General features: G+C 75.3%; 23 protein-coding genes, 1 pseudogene and 1 riboswitch. Of the genes and pseudogenes, 19 read left to right on the top strand and 5 right to left on the bottom strand.

The window, feature by feature from the left end; genetic code table 11:
• Positions 1–17: 17 nt before the first annotated feature.
• Positions 18–932, bottom strand: a complete 915-nt coding sequence (locus ET471_RS14390; protein WP_129189431.1) for a M15 family metallopeptidase — start codon at positions 930–932, stop codon at positions 18–20.
• A gap of 92 nt (positions 933–1,024) precedes the next feature.
• Here ET471_RS14390 and fmt point away from each other — a divergent pair, with 92 nt between their 5' ends.
• Complete coding sequence (fmt, locus tag ET471_RS14385) at positions 1,025–1,975, top strand: methionyl-tRNA formyltransferase (protein WP_129189429.1); 951 nt, start codon at positions 1,025–1,027, stop codon at positions 1,973–1,975.
• Positions 1,972–3,555, top strand: a complete 1,584-nt coding sequence (locus ET471_RS14380) for an RsmB/NOP family class I SAM-dependent RNA methyltransferase (protein WP_129189427.1) — start codon at positions 1,972–1,974, stop codon at positions 3,553–3,555. Before fmt ends, ET471_RS14380 begins: the two co-directional genes overlap by 4 nt.
• 90 nt (positions 3,556–3,645) lie before the next feature.
• On the opposite strand, the gene ET471_RS14375 is transcribed toward ET471_RS14380, so the two are convergent.
• Positions 3,646–4,074 carry a DUF1761 domain-containing protein gene (locus tag ET471_RS14375; protein WP_129189425.1) on the bottom strand — a complete coding sequence of 143 codons (429 nt, stop codon included), beginning with the start codon at positions 4,072–4,074 and terminating at the stop codon, positions 3,646–3,648.
• 55 nt (positions 4,075–4,129) lie between these two features.
• On the opposite strand from ET471_RS14375, the gene rpe reads away from it, so the two are divergent.
• The 8 genes and pseudogenes from rpe to ET471_RS14335 all read left to right on the top strand — a co-directional run bounded on the left by rpe (position 4,130) and on the right by ET471_RS14335 (position 10,292).
• A complete protein-coding gene (gene rpe / locus ET471_RS14370; RefSeq protein WP_129189423.1) occupies positions 4,130–4,792 on the top strand; it encodes a ribulose-phosphate 3-epimerase in 663 nt (220 codons plus the stop codon).
• Between the two features lie 80 nt (positions 4,793–4,872).
• A riboswitch (FMN riboswitch) is annotated at positions 4,873–5,026 on the top strand.
• Positions 5,027–5,121: 95 nt separating this feature from the next.
• Positions 5,122–6,219 (top strand): bifunctional diaminohydroxyphosphoribosylaminopyrimidine deaminase/5-amino-6-(5-phosphoribosylamino)uracil reductase RibD, encoded by a 1,098-nt coding sequence (ribD, locus tag ET471_RS14365; protein ID WP_425356560.1) that lies wholly within the window; start codon positions 5,122–5,124, stop codon positions 6,217–6,219.
• Positions 6,219–6,826 (top strand): annotated as a pseudogene (locus tag ET471_RS14360) (riboflavin synthase). Before ribD ends, ET471_RS14360 begins: the two are co-directional and overlap by 1 nt.
• Positions 6,823–8,106 carry a GTP cyclohydrolase II gene (ribA, locus tag ET471_RS14355; protein WP_129189421.1) on the top strand — a complete coding sequence of 428 codons (1,284 nt, stop codon included), beginning with the start codon at positions 6,823–6,825 and terminating at the stop codon, positions 8,104–8,106. The pseudogene ET471_RS14360 and the gene ribA overlap by 4 nt, the downstream one beginning before the upstream one ends.
• Entirely contained in the window at positions 8,103–8,573 is a 471-nt protein-coding gene (ribH, locus tag ET471_RS14350; RefSeq protein WP_129189419.1) for a 6,7-dimethyl-8-ribityllumazine synthase, read from the top strand. The genes ribA and ribH overlap by 4 nt, the downstream gene beginning before the upstream one ends.
• A 100-nt stretch (positions 8,574–8,673) precedes the next feature.
• On the top strand, positions 8,674–8,937 hold the full coding sequence (locus ET471_RS14345; RefSeq protein WP_129189417.1) for a phosphoribosyl-ATP diphosphatase: 264 nt from the start codon (positions 8,674–8,676) through the stop codon (positions 8,935–8,937).
• A 41-nt stretch (positions 8,938–8,978) separates the two neighbouring features.
• Positions 8,979–9,827, top strand: coding sequence for an ATP phosphoribosyltransferase (gene hisG / locus ET471_RS14340; RefSeq protein ID WP_129189415.1), 849 nt, complete (start codon positions 8,979–8,981; stop codon positions 9,825–9,827).
• Positions 9,828–9,851: 24 nt separating this feature from the next.
• Positions 9,852–10,292 (top strand): PH domain-containing protein, encoded by a 441-nt coding sequence (locus tag ET471_RS14335; protein WP_129189413.1) that lies wholly within the window; start codon positions 9,852–9,854, stop codon positions 10,290–10,292.
• Between the two features lie 58 nt (positions 10,293–10,350).
• Here ET471_RS14335 and ET471_RS14330 read toward each other — a convergent pair whose 3' ends face one another.
• Positions 10,351–12,486: a DEAD/DEAH box helicase gene (locus tag ET471_RS14330; protein ID WP_129189411.1), complete on the bottom strand. Its 2,136-nt coding sequence runs from the start codon at positions 12,484–12,486 to the stop codon at positions 10,351–10,353.
• A 315-nt stretch (positions 12,487–12,801) separates the two neighbouring features.
• On the opposite strand from ET471_RS14330, the gene clsA reads away from it, so the two are divergent.
• From clsA to ET471_RS14285, 9 genes are all read left to right on the top strand, one after another.
• On the top strand, positions 12,802–13,410 hold the full coding sequence (clsA, locus tag ET471_RS14325; protein WP_242496302.1) for a cardiolipin synthase ClsA: 609 nt from the start codon (positions 12,802–12,804) through the stop codon (positions 13,408–13,410).
• On the top strand, positions 13,407–14,297 hold the full coding sequence (locus tag ET471_RS14320; protein ID WP_242496301.1) for a DUF881 domain-containing protein: 891 nt from the start codon (positions 13,407–13,409) through the stop codon (positions 14,295–14,297). Before clsA ends, ET471_RS14320 begins: the two co-directional genes overlap by 4 nt.
• Positions 14,294–14,626, top strand: coding sequence for a small basic family protein (locus ET471_RS14315; protein ID WP_129189407.1), 333 nt, complete (start codon positions 14,294–14,296; stop codon positions 14,624–14,626). Before ET471_RS14320 ends, ET471_RS14315 begins: the two co-directional genes overlap by 4 nt.
• A 2-nt stretch (positions 14,627–14,628) precedes the next feature.
• Positions 14,629–15,669, top strand: coding sequence for a DUF881 domain-containing protein (locus ET471_RS14310; RefSeq protein ID WP_129189405.1), 1,041 nt, complete (start codon positions 14,629–14,631; stop codon positions 15,667–15,669).
• A gap of 327 nt (positions 15,670–15,996) precedes the next feature.
• Positions 15,997–16,296 (top strand): FHA domain-containing protein, encoded by a 300-nt coding sequence (locus ET471_RS19145; protein WP_425356559.1) that lies wholly within the window; start codon positions 15,997–15,999, stop codon positions 16,294–16,296.
• Entirely contained in the window at positions 16,293–17,084 is a 792-nt protein-coding gene (gene ftsR, locus ET471_RS14300) for a transcriptional regulator FtsR (protein ID WP_129189401.1), read from the top strand. Before ET471_RS19145 ends, ftsR begins: the two co-directional genes overlap by 4 nt.
• A 67-nt stretch (positions 17,085–17,151) precedes the next feature.
• Entirely contained in the window at positions 17,152–17,706 is a 555-nt protein-coding gene (locus ET471_RS14295; protein ID WP_129189399.1) for a bifunctional nuclease family protein, read from the top strand.
• Positions 17,707–17,854: 148 nt separating this feature from the next.
• A complete protein-coding gene (locus ET471_RS14290; protein ID WP_129189397.1) occupies positions 17,855–18,454 on the top strand; it encodes a MerR family transcriptional regulator in 600 nt (199 codons plus the stop codon).
• 25 nt (positions 18,455–18,479) lie between these two features.
• Entirely contained in the window at positions 18,480–19,139 is a 660-nt protein-coding gene (locus ET471_RS14285) for an MBL fold metallo-hydrolase (protein ID WP_129189395.1), read from the top strand.
• A gap of 3 nt (positions 19,140–19,142) precedes the next feature.
• Here ET471_RS14285 and ET471_RS14280 read toward each other — a convergent pair whose 3' ends face one another.
• Both ET471_RS14280 and ET471_RS14275 read right to left on the bottom strand, forming a co-directional pair.
• Positions 19,143–20,441 carry a phospholipase D-like domain-containing protein gene (locus tag ET471_RS14280; RefSeq protein ID WP_129189393.1) on the bottom strand — a complete coding sequence of 433 codons (1,299 nt, stop codon included), beginning with the start codon at positions 20,439–20,441 and terminating at the stop codon, positions 19,143–19,145.
• 79 nt (positions 20,442–20,520) lie between these two features.
• Complete coding sequence (locus ET471_RS14275) at positions 20,521–21,651, bottom strand: tyrosine-type recombinase/integrase (protein ID WP_242496300.1); 1,131 nt, start codon at positions 21,649–21,651, stop codon at positions 20,521–20,523.
• Between the last annotated feature and the right edge of the window lie 134 nt (positions 21,652–21,785).

Raw genomic sequence — 21,785 nt, 5'->3', positions numbered from 1 at the left:
CAACCCATGCGGGCGGCTCAGTACGTGGGTGCCGCCGGCAGGCCCAGGTACTCCTCGATGCTGCGCGCGCCCGACGCCGCCAGGGCGCTCGCGGCCGCGACGCCGACGTAGCGCAGGTGCCACGGCTCGGCCGTGTACCCGGTGACGGGCTCCTGCCCGTCCTGGTAGCGGACCACGAACCCGTACTCCGCGGCGTGCGCGGCCAGCCACGCGGCCTGCGGCGTCGCGCCGAAGCAGCCGAACGCCTGGCAGGCGCCCCCGCGCGGCAGCACGTCGAGCGCGAGGCCCGTCTGGTGCTCGGAGTGGCCGGGGCGGGCGGACTGCTCGTCGGCGCGGGCGTCGCCGAGCTCGCGCTGCCAGCGGTGGTAGGTGACCTGCTGGTCGACGAACGACCGGTAGCCGCTCTGCGCCCGCACGGGCACCCCGGCCGCCTCGGCGGCCGCCGCCAGGGCCAGGAACGCGTCCGACGCGTCCGCGCGCAGCAGCACCCCGCTCGCGCCGCGCAGGTCGGCGGGCACGAAGTCCTCGGGGTCCAGGGGGCGGCGCTTGTCGACCACCACGAGCGTGCTCGCCGGGTCGTCCGCCGCGGCCCGCCAGGCGGACGCCTGCGGGTCGGCGGGCGCGCCCGTGCCGAGCGTGCGGAGCAGGGGCCCGTCGCCGGGGTCGAGCGGCTGCGGATGCATCGCGGCCGGGGCAACCTGAGCCGCTCCCGTCGTCCGGAGGCCCGTCGTCGCGAGGAGGTCCGTCGCGGCGGTGGGCGCCTGCGCCGTGGCGGCGGCCCCGGCCGGGCCCTCCGGCACGGGCGATGGGGCGGGCGACGGGGCAGCGATCAGCGAGCACAGCGCGAACGCCAGCACCGGCCCGGTCGCCCGGCGCCCGGTCGCCCGGCACACACGAGGCCGGCGCAGACGAGGAAGGTCGACCCGGGACACGACCGTCAAGCGTACCGCCCGCACCACCCGCTCTGCGGCCCCACCAGCGCCGACCCGCAGCCCCGCCGACGCGCGGAACGTAGGATCACCAGGTGCGACTGCTCTTCGCCGGCACCCCCGAGGCCGCCATCCCCTCCCTCCAGGCCCTGATCGCCTCACGGCACGACGTCGTCGCCGTGCTCACCCGGGCGGACGCCCCCGCCGGGCGCGGCCGCCGGCTCGTGCCGTCGCCCGTGCGCGTCGCCGCCGAGGAGGCGGGGATCCCCGTCCTGACCGACGTGCCCCGCGGCGAGGAGTTCCGCGCCGCGCTGCGCGACCTCGACGTCGACGCCGCCCCCGTCGTCGCGTACGGGCACCTGCTGCGCACCGAGGTGCTCGCCGTGCCCCGCCACGGCTGGGTCAACCTGCACTTCTCGCTCCTGCCCGCCTGGCGCGGCGCCGCACCCGTGCAGCGCGCGATCATCGCCGGCGACGAGATCACCGGCGCCACCACGTTCCTGCTCGACGAGGGCATGGACACCGGCCCCGTGCTGGGCACCATGACCGAGGCCGTCCGCCCGCGCGACACGTCCGGCGACCTCCTCGGCCGCCTCGCGCACGCCGGCGCAGGCCTGCTCGTCGCGACGCTCGACTCGCTCGAGGACGGCGCCCTCGACCCGCAGCCCCAGCCCGCCGACGGCGTCTCGCTCGCCGCGAAGCTCACCACCGCCGACGCCCGCGTCGACTTCACCGACCCGGCGCTCGCGGTCGACCGCCTGGTGCGCGGCTGCACGCCAGCCCCGGGCGCGTGGACCACCGTCCCCGGGCCGGACGGCGCCGCCCGCCTGGGCCTCGGCCCCGTCACGCCCCGGCCCGACGTCACCGACCTCAAGCCCGGCGAGCTGCGCCCCGGCAAGCGCGACGTGCTCGTCGGCACGGCCACGCACGCCGTCGAGCTCGGCCTCGTCCAGCCCGTCGGCAAGAAGCCCATGGCCGCCGCCGACTGGGCCCGCGGCGCCCGCCTGAGCGGCGACGTCGTCCTCGGCACGGAGGACGCCCGGTGAGCGGGTACGACGGCGCCGACCGTCGCGGCCCTGACGACCGCCGACGCTCCGGCGGCGACGACCGTCGCGGCGGCACGGACCGCCGCGACGCCCGCGGCCGGCAGCGCGGCGCCGCCCGCTCCCGCGGCGAGCAGTCCCGCACCGCCCAGGCGCCCTCCCAGCGCCGGCGGTGGAGCGACCCCGCCCGCACCGCCGCGTTCGACGTCCTGCGTGAGGTCGACGGCTCCGACGCCTACGCCAACCTCGTCCTGCCGCCCCTGCTGCGCGAGCGCCGCATCGCCGGCCGCGACGCCGCCTTCGCCACCGAGCTCGCCTACGGCACCCTGCGCCTGCGGGGCCGCTACGACGCCGTCCTGGCCCGCTGCGTCGACCGGCCCCTGGACCGCCTCGACGCCGCCGTCCTCGACGTGCTCCGCCTCGGCACCCACCAGCTCCTCGGCATGCGCGTCCCCACGCACGCCGCCGTCTCCGAGACCGTCGGCCTCGCCCGCGACCGCGTCGGCGCCGGCGCCTCCCAGTTCGTCAACGCCGTCCTGCGCCGCGTCGCGGGCACCTCCCTCGACGCCTGGCTCGACGAGCTGCGCACCGACGCCCCCGACCCCGTCACCGCGGCCGCCGTCGTCGGCTCCCACCCCGTGTGGATCGCCCGCGCCCTGCGCGAGGCGCTCGCCGGGGACGGGAGGGACCCTGCCGAGCTCGACGCCCTCCTCGACGCCGACAACGCCGCCCCCCGCGTCACCCTCGTCGCCCGCCCCGGCCTCGTCACCGCGGACGAGATCCGCGACGGCGCCCCCGACGGCCTCCGCCTCGACCCCGGCCGCTGGCTGCCCACCGCCCTCGTCCTGGCCGGGCAGGACCCCCTGAGCGTGCCCGCCGTCGCCGACGGCCGCGCCGGCGTCCAGGACGAGGGCTCCCAGGCCGTCGCGCTGGCGCTCGCGGCCGCCCCGCTCGACGGGCGTGACGCGCGCTGGCTCGACCTGTGCGCGGGCCCGGGCGGCAAGGCGTCCCTGCTCGCGGCGCTGGCCGCGCAGCGCGGCGCCACGGTCGTCGCGAACGAGGTCGCCCCGCACCGCGCGAACCTCGTGCGCAAGGCGCTGCGCGCGGTGCCGGACGGCGTCGTGGAGCGCGTCCGCACGGGCGACGGCCGCGAGGTGGGCGCCCAGGAGCCGGGCGCGTACGACCGCGTCCTCGTCGACGCGCCCTGCACGGGCCTGGGCGCGCTGCGGCGCCGTCCCGAGTCGCGCTGGCGGCGCACGCCCGCGGACCTCACGGTCCTCACGGGCCTGCAGCGCGAGCTGCTGGGCTCGGCCCTCGACGCCGTCCGCGTCGGGGGAGTGGTCGCCTACGTCACGTGCTCCCCGCACCTGGCCGAGACGCGCGTCGTCGTCGACGACGTGCTGCGCCGCCGCACGGTCGACGGCGTCCCTGACGCCGAGCGGCTCGACGCCCGGGAGGCGGTGCGCACCGTCGTCACGCCGGGCGCGGACATCCCGCTCGGGGACCGCGAGGACGTCCAGCTGTGGCCGCACGTGCACGGCACGGACGCGATGCACCTGACGCTGCTGCGTCGCACCCGCTGACGAAGCACCCGCTGACGAAGCACCCGCTGACGAAGCACCCGCTGGCGGGGCCCGCTGGCTGGGCCCCGTGACGAGAGCCCCGCGGGCGGGTCAGACGCCGGAGGGCGGCCACAGGCCGAGGACGAGCGCCATGACGAGCACGGTCACGAGCTCGTGGGCGACGTTGAGCGTGGTCAGCGCGACGGGCCGGCCCTCGAACGCGTCGTGCGTGACGAACCGGGCCGCGGTGAAGCCGAGCCACAGCGCGACCCCGGTGACGAGCGCCGCGACGAGGAACCCGGTGTCGTAGAACCACCACGCGATGTACGTGGCACCGGCCAGCACCCGCGCGGTGACGAAGCTGACCACGACGGTGGCGACGATCGGCCCGACGGCGCTGACGCCCGCCTGGCCCGGGTCGACGCCGGTCAGGCGCATCCACCGGGCGCCGAACACCCGCGGCGTGTACCAGAGCGTGCCAACCACCATCGTGGACGCGGTGGCGACGAGCACAGCCCAGTAGTTGATCTCGGGAACCATCACCAACGCCTCCCCGGGCGCTGTCCAGCATGGTCAGGGCCCTACGCTGGGCATCATGGCAGCGCTGATCAACCCGAGCATCCTGTCCGCCGACTTCGCGAACCTCGAGCGGGACCTGCATGCCATCAAGTCCGCCGACTACGCCCACGTCGACGTCATGGACAACCACTTCGTGCCCAACCTGACCCTGGGGCTGCCGGTGTTCGACCGGCTCGCGGCGATCTCGCCGCTGCCGCTGGACGCGCACCTGATGATCGACGACCCCGACCGGTGGGCGCCGCAGTTCGCCGAGGCCGGCGCCGCGTCCGTGACGTTCCACGCCGAGGCCGCGCAGGCACCCGTGCGCCTGGCGCGCGAGCTGCGCCGCCTCGGCGCCCGGGCCGGCGTCGCGCTGCGCCCCGCCACCCCGGTCGAGCCGTTCCTCGACCTGCTCGCCGAGGTCGACATGATCCTCGTCATGACCGTGGAGCCCGGGTTCGGCGGCCAGACGTTCATCGACGGCACCCTCGCGAAGATCCGCCGCGCCCGGAAGGCGATCAGCGAGTCGGGCCTCGACGTGTGGGTGCAGGTCGACGGCGGCGTGTCCCGCACGACGATCGAGCGCGCGGCCGACGCCGGAGCCAACGTGTTCGTCGCCGGGTCCGCCGTGTACGGGGCCGACGACATCCCCGCCGAGATCGACGCCCTGCGCGCCCTCGCGAGCGCCCACACCCACTGACCGGCCGCCCTCCGACCCGTATAGCGGACGTCACACGTCACCCCGCGCCCTCGTACCGCCACCCGTGGCAGGATCGACCCAGCATGCTCCGGGGGCGGTGAAACTCCGCGCCGGCGGTGATGGCACGCAACCCGTGCACGAGCCCGCGAACCGCACGACCCCGCCAGGGGTCGCGCGGCCGACCTGGTGAGACCCCAGGGCCGACGGTGAAAGTCCGGATGAGAGGCGCATGTGCGGCGCACGCCATCGTGCGCCGTGACGGACCGGTGCGCCTCACGGCGACCCGGGCCCGTCGTGCACCCCCGGAGCGAGGACGCCCCGGAGGACCGATGGTTCACACGCCCCGCGAGGACACCGGCACGCCCCCCGGCGCCCCCGACTGGCTCCCTGACGTCGCCGCCGCCATGGACCGCGCCCTCACCCTCGCGCTGCGCGGGCCCGCGCACGGCCCCAACCCGCGCGTCGGCTGCGTCCTCCTCGGCCCGCCCGCACCCACCGGGGACCGGCCCGTGCTCGGCGAAGGCTGGCACCGCGGCGCCGGCACCCCCCACGCCGAGGTCGACGCCCTCGCCGCCGCCCGCGCCCGCGGCCACGACACCCGCGGCGCCACCGCCGTCGTCACCCTCGAACCCTGCAACCACACCGGACGCACCGGCCCCTGCGCCCAGGCCCTCCTCGCCGCCGGCATCACCCACGTCGAGCACGCCATCCCCGACCCCGGCACCACCTCCGGCGGGGGAGCCCAGACCCTGCGCGAGCACGGCGTCACCGTCACCACCGGCACCCGCGCCGCCCAAGCCCTCGAGCTCGTGAGGCACTGGCACCACGCCCTCACCCACCACCGCCCCTGGGTCACCCTCAAGACCGCCACCACCCTCGACGGCCGCGTCGCCGCCCCCGACGGCACCTCCCGGTGGATCACCGGCACCGCCGCCCGCACCCACGCCCACACCGTCCGCGCCACCGTCGACGCCATCGCCGTCACCACCGGCACCGCCCTCACCGACGACCCCGCCCTCACCGCCCGCACCCCCGACGGCCACCTCGCCGCCCACCAGCCCCTGCGCGTCGTCGTCGGCCACCGCGACCTGCCCCCCGACGCCCGCCTCCACGGCGCCGGCGGACCGCTCCTCCACCTGCGCACCCACGACGTCCACCACGTCCTCGCCACCCTCCACGAGCACGAGACCCGCCACCTCCTCGTCGAAGGCGGCCCCGCCCTCGCCGGCGCCCTCCTCACCCATGGCCTCGTCGACGAGCTCCACGCCTACCTCGCCCCCGTCCTCCTCGGCGCCGGCCCCACCGCCGTCACACCCTTCGGCATCACCACCCTCGCCGACGCCCCCCGCTGGCACACCACCACCACCCACCGCCTCGGCGACGACCTCCTGCTCGTCGCCCGCGCCACCCCCACCACGGAGGCCTGATGTTCACCGGAATCGTCGAAGAACGCGGCACCATCCGCACCATCGAGCACCACGACGACGGCCGCGACGCCACCCTCACCATCGACGCCCCCACCATCACCTCCGACACCCACCACGGCGCCTCCATCGCCGTCGACGGCGTCTGCCTCACCGTCGTCACCCACCACGACGGCACCTTCACCGCCGACGTCATGCCCCAGACCCTCCGCCTCACCACCCTCGGCACCCTCACCCCCGGCAGCCCCGTCAACCTCGAGAGAGCAGTGGCCGCCACCGGACGACTCGACGGCCACGTCGTCCAAGGCCACGTCGACGGCGCCGCCACCCTCGTGGACCGCAACCCCGGACCCCGCTGGGACGAGCTCACCTTCGACCTCCCCCCGCACCTGCGCCGCTACGTCGCCCCCAAGGCTCCATCGCGCTGGCCGGCGTCTCCCTCACCGTCACCCACGTCACCGACACCGGCTTCGGCGTCGCCCTCATCCCCACCACCCTCGACCTCACCACCCTCGGCACCCTCACCCCCGGCGACCACGTCAACGTCGAGGTCGACGTCCTCGCCAAGTACGTCGAACGCATGCTCGGGCAGACCGGAGCACGCGCATGAACGTCCCCGGCACCGTCGCCCGCGCCCTCACGGCGCTCGCGGACGGCCGGCCCGTGCTCGTGGCCGACGACGTCGACCGGGAGAGCGAGGTGGACGTCGTCCTGGCCGCGGCGCACGTCACGGCGGAGTGGGTCGCGTGGACCGTGCGGCACACGTCGGGCTACCTGTGCGCGCCGATGCCCGCCGAGCGGGCCGACGCCCTCGACCTGCCGCTCATGGTGGCCGACAACCGCGACCCGCGCCGCACCGCCTACTGCGTGTCCGTCGACGCCGCCGCGGGCGTGACCACCGGCATCTCCGCCGCCGACCGCGCCCGCACGCTGCACGTCCTCGCCGACCCGGCCGCGACGCCCGGCGACCTCATCCGCCCCGGCCACGTGCTGCCCCTGCGCGCCGTCCCCGGCGGCGTCCTGGAACGCCCCGGGCACACGGAGGCCGCCGTCGACCTCGTCCGGCTCGCGGGTGCGGGCGAGGTGGGCGTCATCGCCGAGCTGGTGCACGACGACGGCCGCATGGTGCGCCTGCACGAGGCGTACGCGCTCGCCGCCGAGCACGGGCTCGAGCTCCTCACGATCGCCGACCTGGCCCGGTGGCTGGGCACGGGTGAACCCGTCGGCCCGCCGCGCACCGCGCCCGCGGCGGCCGACGACGACGTGCCGCGCGTCGTGCACGTCGCCGCGTCGCGGCTGCCCACCGAGCACGGCGAGTTCCGCATGCACGCCTACCGCGACCTCGTCACGGACGCCGAGCACGTCGCCCTGGTCGCCGACGGCGCCGGCACGGCGGGGGAGCACACGCCGTGGGTCCGCGTGCACTCGGAGTGCCTCACGGGCGACTCGTTCGGCTCCCTGCGCTGCGACTGCGGCCCCCAGCTGCGCGCGTCGCTGCGCGCGGTGGCGGAGCACGGCGGTGCCGTCGTGCACCTGCACGGGCACGAGGGGCGCGGCATCGGCCTGTCCGCGAAGGTGGCCGCGTACGCGCTCCAGGACCAGGGCCGGGACACCGTGGAGGCGAACGTCGAGCTGGGCCTGCCCGTCGACGCGCGCGAGTTCGGTGCCGCCGCGGCCATCCTGCGCGACCTCGGCCTGCGCCGCGTGCGCCTGCTGACCAACAACCCGCTCAAGGTGGACGGCCTGCGGGCCGCCGGCGTCGACGTCGTGGGGCGCGAGCCCCTCGAGGTGGGCGTCGGACCGGAGAACGAGCACTACCTGACCACCAAGAAGCTGTCGATGGGCCACCTGCTCGAGCTGAGCAAGGCAGCCACGAAGGAGAACGCATGAGCGGCCACGGAGCACCCACCCTCACCGTCGACGGGCGCGGCCTGCGCGTCGTCGTCGTCGCGGCGAGCTGGCACACGCAGGTCATGGACGGCCTGCTCGACGGCACGCGCCGCGCGCTCGCCGACGCGGGCGTCACCGACGTCACGGAGGTCCGCGTACCGGGCTCGTTCGAGCTGCCCGTCGCGGCCGCCCGGGCCGCCGGGGGAGGGGCGGACGCCGTCGTCGCCCTCGGCGTCGTCATCCGCGGCGGGACGCCGCACTTCGACTACGTGTGCCAGGCGGCCACGATGGGCCTGACGGACGTGAGCGTCCGCACGGGCGTCCCGGTCGGCTTCGGCGTCCTCACGTGCGACGACGACGCCCAGGCGCTCGACCGCGCGGGCCTCGCGGGCAGCCACGAGGACAAGGGCTACGAGGCGGCGCAGGCGGCGGTCGCCACCGTCGTCGCCTTGCGTGCTCTCGCCTGACAGAAATAGTGTGCCAAGCGCCTCAGTGTGTCGAACCGGTCACCGTCCGCTGGGCGAACCAGCCCCGAGGGGAGTGGCCGGTTCGCCTAGGCTGAGCGGCGTGAAGACCTTCGACGCGCTGTTCGCCGAGCTGACCGAGAAGTCCGTGACCCGCCCGGAGGGCTCGGGCACCGTCAAGGAGCTCGACGCCGGCGTCCATGCGATCGGCAAGAAGATCGTCGAGGAGGCGGCCGAGGTCTGGATGGCCGCCGAGTACGAGACCGACGAGCGCACGGCCGAGGAGATCTCCCAGCTGCTCTACCACCTGCAGGTGCTCATGGTGGCGAAGGGCCTGAGGCTCGAGGACGTGTACACGCACCTCTGAGCCGCCCCGCCGCCCGTCACGACCAGCTGAACGAGGAAACCGTGCTCCGCATCGCCGTGCCCAACAAGGGCTCCCTGTCCGAACCCGCCGTCGCGATGCTCCGCGAGGCCGGCTACAAGCAGCGCCGTGACTCGCGCGAGCTCGTGCTCGCCGACCCCGAGAACGACGCCGAGTTCTTCTTCCTGCGCCCGCGCGACGTCGCCGTGTACGTCGGCACGGGCACCGTCGACGCCGGCATCACCGGCCGCGACCTGCTGCTCGACTCGGGTGCCGCGGCCGTCGAGCACCTGCCGCTCGGGTTCGCCCGCTCGACGTTCCGGTTCGCCGCCCCGGCGGGCACCATGACGTCGACGGCCGACATCGCCGGCAAGCGCGTCGCGTCGTCGTACACGACGCTCGTGGGCAACCACCTGGCCGACCAGGGCGTGGAGCCGTCCGCGATCGTCCACCTGGACGGCGCCGTGGAGTCGTCCGTGCAGCTCGGCGTCGCGGACGTGATCGCCGACGTCGTCGAGACCGGCACGACGCTGCGGGCCGCCGGGCTCGAGGTGTTCGCCGAGCCGATCCTGCGGTCGGAGGCCGTGCTGATCCGCCGCGCGGACGCCGACCCGACGAACGGCATCTCGGTGCTCACGCGTCGCCTCCAGGGTGTGCTCACGGCCCGCCAGTGGGTGCTCATGGACTACGTCGTGCCCAACGACCTGCTCGAGGCGGCCGTGGGCATCACCCCGGGCTTCGAGTCGCCCACGGTGTCGCCGCTGCACGAGTCCGGCTGGTCCGCGGTGCGCGTCATGGTGGAGCGCGCCACGATGAACAGGACGATGGACGCGTTGTACGACGTCGGGGCGCGCGGCGTGCTCGTGACGTCGATCCTGGCGTCGCGCCTCTGACGACCTCGTAGGACGGGAGCCCCCATGGGCGACGACCGCGTGTTCCGCCCGCTGTGGGCGACCGTCGCGGCGTGGCTCGTGGGGGCTCTTGCCGTCGGCGGGTCGCTCCTCGTGGGGCTCGGCTCGGACGCGCCGGGCTCGTCCTCGTCGGCGAACCGCTGGTCGTTCGTCGTGTTCGCCGCCCTGGCGGCGCTGCTGCTGTGGCGCATGGGCGGCGTGCATGCCCGGCCGTCGGCGGACGGGCTGGTGGTGCGCAACATCCTGCGGACCCGGCGGCTGGCGTGGCCCGAGATCGTCGCGGTCCGCCTCACGGTCGACGACCCGTGGGTCGTCCTCGACCTCGCGGACGGCACGACGTGGCCCGTCATGGCGGTCCAGCGCGCCGACGGGGAGCGCGGCATGCGCGAGGCGACCCGCCTCGCGCGCCTCGTCCGCAGCCGGGGCGAGGCGGCCGAGCAGCTCTAGACGCACGACGGGTGCGGGTCCCCGCAGGGACCCGCACCCGTCGTGCGTCAGCGGCTGGTCACCAGCGCGGCTTGCGCGCCGGACGCTCGTCGCGGCCCGCGCGGTCGAACCCGCCGCTGCGGGCGGGACGGTCGTAGCCGCCCGAGGTGCGCGCCGGGCGCTCCGAGCGGTCGTAGCCACCCGTGCGCGCCGGGCGCTCCGAGCGGTCGTAGCCACCCGTGCGCGCCGGGCGGTCCGACCGCTCGTAGCGGTCGCCACGGGCCGGGCGGTCGCTGCGCTCGAAGCGCTCCGGGCGGTCGCCGCGCTCGTAGCGGTCGCTGCGCACCGGGCGGTCCGACCGGTCGAAGCGCTCGGCACGGGCCGGGCGGTCGAAGGAGCGGGCGCCACCCTCCGGGGCACCCCGGTCGACCGTCAGGCGCAGGGCGCGGCCGGCGACGCGGGCGCGCGACAGGCGGTCCACCTGGTCGTCGCTCAGCGGCGCCGTGATGTCGACGAGCGAGAACGAGCCGAAGATGTCGATCTTGCCGATGTCGCCACCGGTCAGACCGCCCTCGCCCGTGATCGCCCCGACGAGGCCGCCCGGGTTGACGCCGTCCTTGTGCCCGACGGCGACGCGGTAGCGCGTGCCCGCTGCGGGGCGGCGGATGCCGGTGCCCCGCGTGAGCTGGCGGTCCTCGCCGTCGCGCTGCGGGCGACGCTCGCGGTCGGCGAAGCGGTCGCCGCGAGCGCCGAGCTCGGCCTTGCGGGTCTCGCGGGCCTGGCGGGCGGCGCGGCCCTCGGCCTGCTCCTTCTCGTACTCCTCCTGCTCGGCGCGGGCGCGGGGGCCGTCGTCGCCGACGGCGAGGGCGAGGAGGGTGGCGGCGAGGTCGACGGCGTGCTGGGGGTCGACGGTGCCGGGGGTCTCGCCGTCGCCGGTGGTGACGAGGTTGCGGACGAGCTGCTTGTAGAGGTCGAGGCGGCCGGCGGCGGTGCGGGCGGCGACGGCGTCGAGCATGCGCTGGGCGCGGTGGGCGGAGACGTCGCGCGGCGAGGGGATCTCGACCTCCTCGAGGGTGGTCTTGATGGTCGACTCGATGTGCTTGAGCTTGCCGCGCTCGTGGGGGGTGACGAAGGAGACGGCGCGGCCGGTCCGTCCGGCTCGGCCGGTGCGGCCGATGCGGTGGACGTAGGCCTCGGGCTCGCGGGGGATGTCGAAGTTGACGACGAGGCCGATGCGGTCGACGTCGAGGCCGCGGGCGGCGACGTCGGTGGCGACGAGGACGTCGAGGGCGCCGCTGCGGAGGCGCTCGACGATCTTCTCGCGCTCCTTCTGGGCGACGTCGCCGGAGATGGTGGCGGCGGAGATGCCCTTCTCGATGAGGGCGGCGCCGACCTCCTCGGCGGCGGAGCGGGTGCGGGTGAAGACGATGGACGCGTCGGCGTCGGAGGTGGCGAGGATGCGGGTGAGCGCGCCGACCTTGTGGCGGAAGGGGACGATCGCGTAGCCCTGGTGCACCGAGGAGACGGTGGAGGACTGGCGGGCGACGGCGATCTCGACGGGGTCGGTGAGGTGGTCGTCGGCGATGGCGCGGATGGCGGGCGGCATGGTCGCGGAGAAGAGGGCGACCTGGCGCTTGGCGGGGGCCTTGGCGAAGATCTGGTCGACGTCCTCGGCGAAGCCCATGCGGAGCATCTCGTCGGCCTCGTCGAGGACGAGGAACGTGGCGCGGTCGAGCACGAGGGCGCCGCGCTCGATGTGGTCGATGACGCGGCCGGGGGTGCCGACGACGACGTGGACGCCGTCGCGCAGGGCGCGCTGCTGGGGCACGTAGGGAGAGCCGCCGTAGACGGCGAGGACGCGCACGTCGGGCAGGTGGCTGGCGAAGGACTCGATGGCTTCGGACACCTGGATGGCGAGCTCGCGCGTGGGGGTCAGGACGAGCGCCTGGACGGCGCGGTGGTCGGCGTCGATCGCGGCGAGGAGCGGCAGGCCGAACGCGGCGGTCTTGCCGGTGCCGGTCTGGGCGACGCCGGTGATGTCGCGGCCGGCGAGGAGGGCCGGGATGGCCTGCTCCTGGATGGCCGAGGGGGTGGTGAAGCCGAGGTCGGCGACGGCGGCCTCGAGGGTCGCGGGGAGGCCGAGGGTGTCGAAGCCGGGCTCGACGGGGGTCTCGGGGGCCTCGGTGGGCGCGACGACGTCAGGGGTGGTGGGCATGAAGAAGCACCGATCCGTTCAGGAGAGCGGGAGTCCTGCCCGTCACGAGGTGAGGGACGGGCGGTCGCGGCTCCCGGGACACGGATTACACACACCTGTCCGCTCCCTGGCCTGGCCGGGGCGGACGCACGACGATGCGGGAAGAGCGACGAACTCCGAAGATGAGTCGGTCCATCTTACGGTCAAGGCACGCCACCCGGCGTGCGGACGGCGGTGAGGTCGGTCACCGTGGCGGGTGTGGCAGCCCTCGGGGGCGGGGCTGCGGTGAATATGATGTGCCGAGCCACGAGCGGTGACGACGACGGGACGGTGGGCGTGCAGCAGGATCAGGAGATCGGCTCCTCGGTCTGGACCGTGCCCAACCTCATCAGCGTGCTGCGGCTGGCCCTGGTGCCGGTGTTCGCGGTGCTGATCGTGTCGCACCACGACGGGTGGGCGCTGGCGGTGCTCGCGTTCTCCGGGTTCACGGACTGGCTGGACGGCATGCTGGCCCGCCGGCTGAACCAGACGAGCCGGCTGGGGCAGATGCTCGACCCGGCCGCGGACCGCCTGTTCATCTTCGTGACCTTGGTCGGCCTGGCGTGGCGCGACGTGGTGCCGCTGTGGCTGGTGCTGGTGATCGCGGCCCGCGACCTCATGCTCACGTGCCTCGTGCCGGTCCTGGCGCGGCACGGGTACGGCCCGCTGGAGGTCTCGCTCGTCGGCAAGGCGGGCACGTTCGCGCTGCTGTACGCGTTCCCGCTCCTGCTGCTCGCGCAGCACCCGGGCGCCCTGGGCACGGTCGCGCACATCGTCGGGTGGGCGTTCACGTGGTGGGGCGTCGCGCTCTACTGGCTCGCGGGCGCCCAGTACGTGACGACGGCGCGGCGCCTGTTCGCCGCGGACGCCGCGGGGCAGGCCGCGAGCGCCGGGGAGGCCGGGTGACTGCGTCGTCGGGCGGCGCCCCGACGACGGTCGCGACGGGTGCAACCCCGCGGCGGCTCGACGCGTCGATGACGCTGCTGACGGAGGTCATGGAGCGGCCGCTGGACCCGGGGTACGCGGAGGCGACGGCCCGCCGGAAGGCGGCGGAGGCCGACGGGACGCTGCGCCCGCGCAGCACGGCGACGTGGGTGGGCGTGACGGTGCTGGCGGTGGCGCTGGGCGTGGCGACGGCGGTCGCGTCGCACCAGCTGCGGGTGCCGCAGGCGTCGGTGACGGAGGCGCGCAGCGTTCTGGAGCGGCAGATCACGGAGCGCAGCGACCAGGTGGCGGCGGCGGCGTCGCGGGCGGACGAGCTGTCGCGGGAGATCGACGACCTGCAGCGGTCGGCGCTGGCGACGCAGGAGCCGGGGCTGCTGGACGCCATCCAGCGCGACAGCCTGCACAACGGCACGCTCGCGGTGACGGGCCCGGGGCTGGTGGTGTCGTTGACGGACGCGGGCGGTGGCCTGGTCGACGAGCCGGACGAGCAGTCGCTGGTGCGGGACCAGGACCTGCAGATCGTGGTCAACGCCCTGTGGGCGGCGGGCGCGGAAGCGGTCAGCGTCGACGACCAGCGCCTGACGGCGAAGACGGCGATCCGTAACGCGGGCGCGGCGGTGCTGGTGAACCTGGTGCCGCTGGCGGGGCCGACGTACGTGGTGCGGGCGGTCGGGGACGTCGACGCCATGCAGACGGCGGTGGCCCGCTCGACGCTGCCGGCGTACCTGCAGCTCCTGGGCAACACGTACGGCATCCGGTCGAGCGTGGTCGCGCAGACGACGCTCGACCTGCCTGGTGCGGGCGCCCAGCCGTTGCAGCACGCCCAGCCGGTAGGCTCGCAGCCATGATCGCCGTCGTCGGGCTCGTCGTGGGTGTGGTTGCCGGGCTGCTGCTGCAGCCGACCGTCCCCGTCGTGCTGCAGCCGTACCTCCCGATCGCCGTCGTCGCGGCGCTGGACGCCCTGTTCGGCGGCTTCCGCGCGATGCTGGACGGGATGTTCGACGACCGCGTGTTCCTGGTGTCGTTCCTGTCGAACGTGCTGGTCGCGGCGTTCATCGTGTTCCTGGGCGACCAGCTGGGCGTGGGCGCGCAGCTGTCGACGGCGGTCGTCGTCGTCCTCGGCATCCGCATCTTCTCCAACGCGGCGGCGATCCGCCGGCACGTGTTCAAGGCGTGAGCGTGACGGACGACGCCGCGACGCCGACCGCGCCCGAGCCGGAGGACCGGCCGGAGCTCGCCGAGGTGCCCGAGAAGGCGTCTGCGACGGCGTCGGAGAAGGCATCCGGGCAGGCGTCCGAGCCGGCGGCCGCCGCGGCCGTGGTCCCGGCCGCTCCCGGCGCCGTGCCCGAGCCGGACGTCGCGCCGGCGGCTGCACCCGCGCCGAGGCCCGAGGCGCAGCCCGAGCCCGCCTCCCCGGCGTCCGAGCCCCCGCCCCCGGACGAGCCGCTCGCGACGCCGACGGACCACGAGGGCGAGGACGACGCCGCCGAGGGCCTCGCACCGCACACGCCCCTGCAGCGGCTCAAGCGCTCCGCCCGGCCGGGCTTCACCCGCTCCCAGCTCATGGTCGGCCTGCTGTGCGCGCTCCTCGGGTTCGCCCTCGTGGTGCAGGTGCGCCAGTCCGGCCGGGCGGAGCTGTCGACGCTGCGGCAGGACGACCTGGTCCGCCTGCTCGACGAGGTCACGGGCCGCGCCGAGCAGCTCGACGCCGAGGTCGCGCGCCTCCAGTCCAGCCGCGACGAGCTCGCGTCGGGCACGGGCCAGGCGCAGGCGGCGCTCGAGCTCGCCCAGCAGCGCGCGACGTCGGAGGGCATCCTCTCGGGCCGCCTGCCCGCACAGGGCCCCGGCGTCGTCGTCACGGTGCGCGACCCCGACCGCAGCCTCGAGGCGAAGCAGATGTTCAACCTGCTCGAGGAGCTGCGCAACGCCGGCGCCGAGGTCGTCCAGGTCAACGACGTGCGCCTCGTCGCGTCGTCGTCGTTCGTCGACGGCCCGGGCGGCATCCAGGCCGACGGCCGGACGCTGACGGCCCCGTTCCGGTGGGTCGTCATCGGCGACCCCGCGACGCTCGACCGCGCCCTGGAGATCCCCGGCGGCGCCCTGCCGACGATCCGCGCCGCCGGCGGCACCGCCACGACGCAGCAGGAGGACGAGGTGACCGTCGACCAGGTGGTCGCCCTGACCGACCCGAGGTTCGCCCGGCCCGCCGACAACGGCTGACCTCGGCCAGGTCCGGGCGTGCGGGACGCGACACGACCTGGCACGACGCACGAACCTCACCTGGTGCCCGGGTTCCCGGCGGGCGGCGTCCCGGGGTAGGTTGGACGGACGACGGCGCCGCCCGCACGGCGATCACCCAGGAGGACTGATGACGGACCCCCGCCCCTGCCGCAGCCCCACCCTGCCGACGTCACGGCGACGCTCGGACGGGTCGGCGCACCGGTCGAGGAGCAGTTCCCGCGGCTGCCCCTGACCGCCGAGGACGCCGCCGCCGTCGGCGCGCTGCCCCGCCACTCCGCGCTCCTGGTCGTCCAGCGCGGCGCCGGCGTGGGGGAGCGGTTCCTGCTCGACTCCGACCGCGCCGTCGCCGGTCGCTCCGAGACCGCCGACATCTTCCTCGACGACGTCACCGTCTCGCGCAAGCACGCCGAGTTCGTCCGCGAGGTCGACCACTTCGTGGTGCGTGACATCGGCTCCCTCAACGGCACCTACGTCAACCGCCAGCGCATCGACTCCGCCGTGCTCACCACGGGCGACGAGGTGCAGATCGGCAAGTTCCGCATGTCGTTCCAGGCGAGCCCCCAGGCCCCGTCCGTGCCGCGCGAGACGACGGCGCCCGGCTCGTGACGTCGTCCGCGCGCGCCGACGTCGTGCGGCGCCTCGGCGACGTCGCGCACGACGCCGGTCGCGACGGCACGGCGTCGCACGACGGCCCCGAGCCGTGGCCCCGGGGCATCTCCCGGCAGGCGACGATGCGCATCTCCGAGGTGCTCGCCGCCCTCGGCCCCGACTTCGGCACCATCAGCCACTCCAAGCTCCGCTTCCTCGAGGAGCAGGGCCTCATCCACCCCGTGCGCACCCCCGCCGGGTACCGGCAGTACAGCCCCGCCGACGTCGAGCGGCTGCGGTTCGTCCTCACCGAGCAGCGCGACTCCTACCTGCCGCTCAAGGTCATCAAGGAGCGCCTCGCCGGCATGGACGCCGGCGAGCCCGCCCCCGGGCCCTCGCCCCGCCTCGCCGGCGGCACCGCCGTGCCCACCGACCCGACGCGCCGCACCTGGACCACCACGACGGTCGCCGAGGCCACGGGCGTCACCACCGAGTTCGTCGACGTGCTCGTCCACGCCGGGCTGCTGCACCCCGGCCCCGGGGACCGGCTCGACGCCGCAGCCCCCGACGTCGTCCGGCTCGCCGCCCAGCTCGCCGAGCACGGCCTCGAGCCCCGCCACCTGCGCCCGCTGCGCGCCTCCGCGGACCGGCACGTCACGCTCGTCGACCAGCTCGTCGCCCCCCGACGCCGCCAGCAGACGCCCTCCGCGCAGGCCCAGGCCGCGACCCTCGCCGGCGAGGTCGCCGAGCTCCTGACCCGCCTGCACACCACGTGGGTGCGCCGCGGCGTCGACGACCTCGGCTGACCGCGCCGGCGCCCCGGCCCCGTGACACGCCGCACGCCCCGCGGTGCGGCAGCGTAGCGTGACCCCCATGGGCGAAGGACCGTTCGACGAGCCGGCCGTCCCGGGTGACGTGCCGATGGTGCCGGTCGAGGTCCTCGGCGTGCGCCAGCAGCAGCAGGGCGACAACGAGACCGAGGGCGAGATCGTCGTCCTCCTGCTCGACGCCGCGGCCGAGCTCGCCGTCCCCATCGTCATCGGGCCGCGCGAGGCGTCCGCGATCGCCATGGCCCAGGCCGGGCTCATCACCCCGCGCCCCATGACGCACGACCTGCTGCGCGACGTGCTCGGCGCCGTCGGCGTCGAGCTGGAGCGCGCCGAGATCGTCGCCCTCGACGGCGGGATCTTCTTCGCCGAGCTCGTGCTGTCCAACGGCGCCCGCGTCGACTCGCGCGCCTCCGACGCCATCGCGCTCGCCGTCCGCACCGGCTCCCCGGTGCTCTGCTCGGCCGAGGTCGTCGCCTCCGCCGGCATCGAGATCGTCGACCTCACCCAGCAGCGCGAGGTCGAGAAGTTCCGCGACTTCCTCGAGCACGTCGAGCCCGAGGACTTCTTCGGCCCCGGCAGCGGACGACGCGAACCCTGACCCTGAGGTCGAAGGTACGAATCGCCCGGTTTCACCCTCGACCGCACAGTGAGAGTCACGACATGCGCGGCGCGTCCAGCGCGCCTTCGTTGTCGAACGATGGTTCCCGGCCTAGCGTGGTCACAGACAACGACCCAGGAGGCACCCAGTGAACGGTCAAGGCGAGGCCAACGCACCGGTCGGCGTCCCCGCCGGTGCCGTTGCGCACGGCGCCCAGGGGCTCCTCTTCGGCGAGGACCTGACCGAGCAGGACTCCGCCACCGGCTACCGCGGCCCCACCGCGTGCCGCGTCGCGGGCATCACCTACCGGCAGCTCGACTACTGGGCACGCACCGGCCTGGTCGAGCCCTCGATCCGCCCCGCGACCGGGTCCGGCACGCACCGCCTCTACAGCTTCCGCGACATCCTCGTGCTCAAGGTCGTCAAGCGGCTCCTCGACACCGGCGTCTCGCTCCAGCAGATCCGCACCGCCGTCACCCACCTGCGCGAGCGCGGCGTGGAGGACCTGGCCCAGATCACGCTCATGAGCGACGGCGCGTCCGTGTACGAGTGCACGTCCGCCGACGAGGTCGTCGACCTCGTCCAGGGCGGTCAGGGCGTGTTCGGCATCGCCGTCGGGCGCGTGTGGCGCGAGATCGAGGGGACGCTCGCCTCGATGCCCACGGAGTCCCTCACCGACGACGAGGTGCTCGCCCCGCAGGCGGGCGACGAGCTCGCCGCCCGCCGCGCGAAGCGCCACGCCGTCTGACAGGACCGGGTCTAGTCTTCGAGGCGTGAAGATCACTTTCCTCGGGCACGCATGCGTCCGGCTCGACGTCGACGGTGCCGCCCTCGTCCTCGACCCCGGCACCTACTCCCAGGCCGCGAGCGCCCTCGACGGCGCCACGGCCGTGCTCGTGACGCACGACCACCCCGACCACGTCGACGTGCCCGCCGTCGTGGCGGCGCTGGGCGAGACCCCGGCGCTGGCGGTGTACGCGAGCGAGGCGGCGGCCGCCGCGCTGGTCGCGGGCGGGGCGCCCGCGGACCGGGTGCACGGTGTGACGCCGGGGCAGGAGCTGAGCGTGGGCGGGGCACGGGTCGTCGTCGGCGGGGGCCGGCACGCGCTGATCCACCGGGCGATCCCGCAGGCGACGAACGTGACGTACCTCGTGACGGCGGGCGGGGCGTCCGTGTACCACCCGGGCGACTCGTTCGACCAGCCGGGGGAGGCGGTCGACGTGCTGCTGACGCCGGTGTCGGGGCCGTGGATGAAGCTCGGGGAGGCGGTCGACTATGCGGCGGCCGCGCAGGCGACGTACCTGGTGCCGATCCACGACGCGCTGAGCTCGGAGCTGGGCCACGCGATGGCGGCGCGCCAGCTGTCGACGCCGGCCCTCGCGGGGGAGCACACGTTCCGGCGGCTGGCGCCGGGCGAGTCGCTCACCCTGTAGCGGTCACAGGAACGGTGCGAGCGGGGAGACGAGCCGTTCGCCGACCTTGTTCAGGGTGCGGCGGGCGGCCCACTCCTCGCGCGTGAGCTCACGGGCGTTGGTCAGGTCCATCGTGAAGATCCGCTCGAGCGTGGCCGCGACGTCGGTGTCGACGATCTCGAGGTTGATCTCGTAGTTGCCCGTCAGGGAGAGCCGGTCGATGTTGGCGGTGCCGATCGTGGACCAGCGGCCGTCGACCGTGGCCGTCTTGGCGTGGATCATCGCGTCGGTGTAGAGGAAGATCCGCACCCCGCCGCGCAGCAGGGTGGCGTAGTGCCCGCGGGCGAGCCAGTCGGCGACGACGTGGTTGGAGCGTTCGGGCACGAGGACGCGCACGTCGACGCCGCGGCCGGCGGCGGCGAGCAGCGCGGCGAGGATCTCCCGGTCGGGGATGAAGTACGCCTGCGTGATCTGGACGTGGCTCGTGGCGCGGTCGATCGCGTCGAGGTACACGTTCCGGATGGGGAAGACGAGGTCGCTCGGGGAGTTGCGGGCCGCGCGCAGCTGCGGCAGCCAGGTGGTGGAGCCGACGTCCTTGAGGACGGGCAGGTCGGGGGTGCGCCACCGGTTCCAGAAGTCGACGAACGCGTTGCGCAGCTCCCACACGGCGGGGCCGGCGAGCCGCAGGTGGGTGTCGCGCCAGTGCCGCGCGTACAGGGCGCCGATGTTGTACCCGCCGACGAACCCGATCTCGTCGTCGACGACGAGGAGCTTGCGGTGGTCGCGCCCCGACGCCCGCAGCGGGGAGACGAGCACGCCGGCGCGCACCCAGGGGAAGCGGAGCACGTGGATGCGCGCGGACAGGTCGAAGAAGGAGCGCCGCACGACGAGATTCGCGAACGCGTCGTAGACGACGTACACCTCCACCCCGCGGGCGGCGGCGGCCTCGAGCGCGTCGCGGAAGCGCTGGCCGACGTCGTCGCCCTTCCAGATGAAGGTCTCGAAGAAGATGCGCTGCTGCGCGGCGTCGATCGCGTCGAGCATCGCCGCGTAGAGGTCGTCGCCGAAGGTGTAGACGGTCGTGGTGGTCGCGCCGACCGTGCTGATCGCGGGCGGGGCGGTCGGGAAGGGGGCGTCGAGCGGGTGGGCGTGGCGGCGCACCCGCTCGGCGGCGACGAGCGCGAGCCCGGTCGCCACGGGCACCGCGGCCGCGACCAGGCCCACACGGGCGGCCGCGCGGCGCACGCCGGCCCACCCGATCCCGGCCGGCGGCGTGACGGACAGGCGCGGCAGCCGGGAGGTCAGGGCGGTCAGGCGTGGCACGGGACTCACGCTATCGGTCGGCCGGTGTGGGTGCAGACCGCGCGGCGACGTCCGCGCAGGTCGCGCAGCGTGCTGTGCGTCATCCCGCCGTCCCCGTGGGCGCTCGGACGTCCTCCCCGTCGACGGCGGCGGCGTCGTCGTACGGCTCGGCGCCGACGCCGGTGATCGCGGCGTCGAGCGTCGCCGTGAGGGGGTGGGCGCGGATGGCGGCGGCGAGCTCGCCCTCGATGCGGTCCAGGTAGACGCCCGTGGTGGCGATCGACGCGTGGCCCAGGAGCTCGGCGACCACCTTGACGTCCCAGCCCTGCGCCACCAGGAGGGTCGCGGTGGTGTGCCGCAGCGCGTGCGGCGTGGCCGGGCGGCGGTACGCGGCCGGCATGCGCCCTACCGCCCGGGCGAGGAGCCCGCGGATGGCCTGCGTGTCGACGCGTCGGCCGCGCCACGTGAGCAGCAGGGCGCGCTGGGCGTCGTCGTCGTCGGGGCGCAGCGCGGCGAGGCGCGGGCGCAGGCCCGTGACGTAGTCGTCGAGGGTCGCCGCGAGCGGCTCGGACAGCGCGACGGTGCGCACGGCGCCGCCTTTGCCGAGGATGCGCCAGCGGGTCTGGCCGGGCTCGCGCGCGAAGTCCTCGACGTCGGCGCCCGCGAGCTCGGAGACCCGTGGGCCCAGGACCAGCAGGAGCGCGACGACGAGGCGGTCGCGCAGGGCGAGGTCCTGGTCGCGGCGGGACGGCTCCGCCGGCGCAGGAGCGGCGGACGTCTCCAGGAGCGACTGCGCCGCCGCCGACGTCAGCGCCGTGCGGGCGACCCGCAGGCCGCCGCGCACCCGGGCCGGCGGGGCGGCCCACAGCATGGGGTCGGCCTGCACCCAGCACTCGCGCGCCGCGTGCGAGAAGAACCGCGTCGCGGACTGCCGGAAACGGTTGACCGTCGCCGTCGAGCGGCCGGGGCCGCGCTTGCGGTCCGGGTCGGCGAACCGGCCGTCGGGGGAGGACTGGTAGCGCACCAGGGCGTCGTCGACGTCGTCGCCCGTGACGTCGTCGAGCACGCGCTGCGGGCCGAGCAGCGCGGCGAGCTCGGTGACGTCGCGCGTGTACGAGCGGGCCGTGGCGGGGGAGAGGACGCCGCGGACGGCGTCCTTGCGGACGGCGGCGAGGTAGCGGTCGGCGGCCTCGGCGACCGTGAGGAGGGTGAGCCGGGGTGGGGCGACCAAGGGAGGACCTCCTGCGGGGCTGCGGCAGGGCTGCGACCTGCGACGACAGAGGCGATGCTAGGAGAAGGGTCCGACAGGCGTTCACGTTATGTCAGACGGCGGTGTTGTGCCATACACAGTGGTTTGGGTGATAT

Origin of the sequence: Xylanimonas protaetiae, assembly GCF_004135385.1 — a bacterium.
GTDB lineage: Bacteria > Actinomycetota > Actinomycetes > Actinomycetales > Cellulomonadaceae > Xylanimonas > Xylanimonas protaetiae.
The sequence above is the reverse complement of the archived record's forward strand: the minus strand, read 5'-3'. Positions and strand labels throughout refer to the sequence as shown.